The sequence below is a fragment of the Psychrobacter cibarius genome, from assembly GCF_904845955.1.
GTDB lineage: Bacteria > Pseudomonadota > Gammaproteobacteria > Pseudomonadales > Moraxellaceae > Psychrobacter > Psychrobacter cibarius_B.
Genome location: NZ_CAJGYX010000026.1, coordinates 1 through 1,499, shown reverse-complemented (window position 1 = coordinate 1,499; position 1,499 = coordinate 1). Strand labels below are relative to the sequence as shown.

The window sequence follows — 1,499 nt, the reverse complement described above, 5'->3', positions numbered from 1 at the left end:
TTTTTTTTATTAAGAATCTATAATCCAATGATGTTGGGCATTATTCTAATGACCTCTAAAGTATATCTCTCTATTTATTAATACATTGAAAAAAACCCATTAACTAACAAAATCCACAAAGTAAACGCTATAGTCAGTTCTTTTTAAATAAGATACAATCGTTTTAAAACAAGCGAAATGGCAGAATAACAAATGACCTATTCAGCAGATTTTCGAGCACAAGTGATTAAAAGTGTCAAAAACAAAGACATGAGTATCCGTCAGGCTTGTACTTTTTATAATATTAGCAAAACCGCATTACAGCGCTGGCTCAAAGATTCAAGTATCAAACAAACCCGGAATAAACCACCGACTAAAATACCGAATGAAGCTCTCTTAAAAGACGTTGAACAACATCCAGATGACTATTTGTATGAGCGAGCTAGGCGATTCAACTGTAGTAAGACCGGCATGCACACTGCTTTAAAACGCCTAGGTATCAGTCAAAAAAAAGACCTTAGAGCATCCAAAAGCCTGCCTGATAAAAGAGCGTCGTATCAGAGTAAGCTTGATCGCTTTACACAGCAAGGCTATCCCATTGTGTATATGGATGAGAGCGGCTTTGAGGCTGAAACTATAAGACCTTACGGATACTCACCGATAGGCAAACCCTGTATCGACAGCTTCAACTGGCAAGCAAAAAAGCGCACTAATGTCATCGGTGCTTTGTATAAAAAGATGCTGTTTGCGCTTGATTACTTTGAACAAAATATCAACAGCCATATATTTTATGACTGGTGCAAGTTCACGCTAATTCCAAGTCTCAAGACTAAATGCGTGATCGTTATGGATAATGCCCGCTTTCATAAGAGCAAGCGTATTCAAAAACTACTGAACAGGCACGGTCATCGTATTCTATGGCTGCCACCCTACAGTCCTGATCTAAACCCCATTGAAAAGAAATGGGCTCAAGCTAAGTTTCTACGCCAAGGGTGGATGGAGAATAATCTGCCTAAACTATTTCATGATATAGGTTGTATCGATTTTATAACGACTTAACTATATAGGCTGTAACGATTTTATAACGACTTAACTATATATAATAGGCAAGTCTTTTTTTTCTAACCTCCGTAACCTCATTATTCTTTCTAAAGAGGTCTATAAAATCAAAGAATAAATCCTTCATAAGGTAAAATATGAAATATATCAAAGATACAAATAATAAAGCATAAAAAATCATAAATGATAAATTAAAGAAAAATTGTGGGTCTTTTGAAAAAAATCTGGACTTTTACTTTGTACATTTGCATGATAAGATGCCAAAAATCCTATACCACCTGTTGCAAATATAGTAAAAATACCTTTTACACTAGCAACTTGATCTAAATCATCTTTGTGATTAACGTAGCTATTATAAGTTTCGAATACATATTCAATATCTTTCGGAGCGAATAGGCAATTAATCCAATGTATTCTATAATCTCTTACTGTAAAATCTTTAAACTTATTAAAACCCTTAC

The 1,499-nt window shown here is 34.6% G+C and carries 2 protein-coding genes; one reads left to right on the top strand and one right to left on the bottom strand.

The features are described 5' to 3' along the window. Nucleotides 1-192: 192 nt before the first annotated feature. The gene (locus tag JMV76_RS14590) at nt 193-1,038 is read left to right on the top strand and encodes an IS630 family transposase (RefSeq protein WP_201503185.1); all 846 of its coding nucleotides are present in this window, start codon (nt 193-195) and stop codon (nt 1,036-1,038) included. A 177-nt stretch (nt 1,039-1,215) separates the two neighbouring features. Here JMV76_RS14590 and JMV76_RS14990 read toward each other — a convergent pair. After that, nucleotides 1,216-1,499: hypothetical protein (locus tag JMV76_RS14990; protein WP_227690464.1), on the bottom strand; the 284-nt coding region annotated here is incomplete at its 5' end.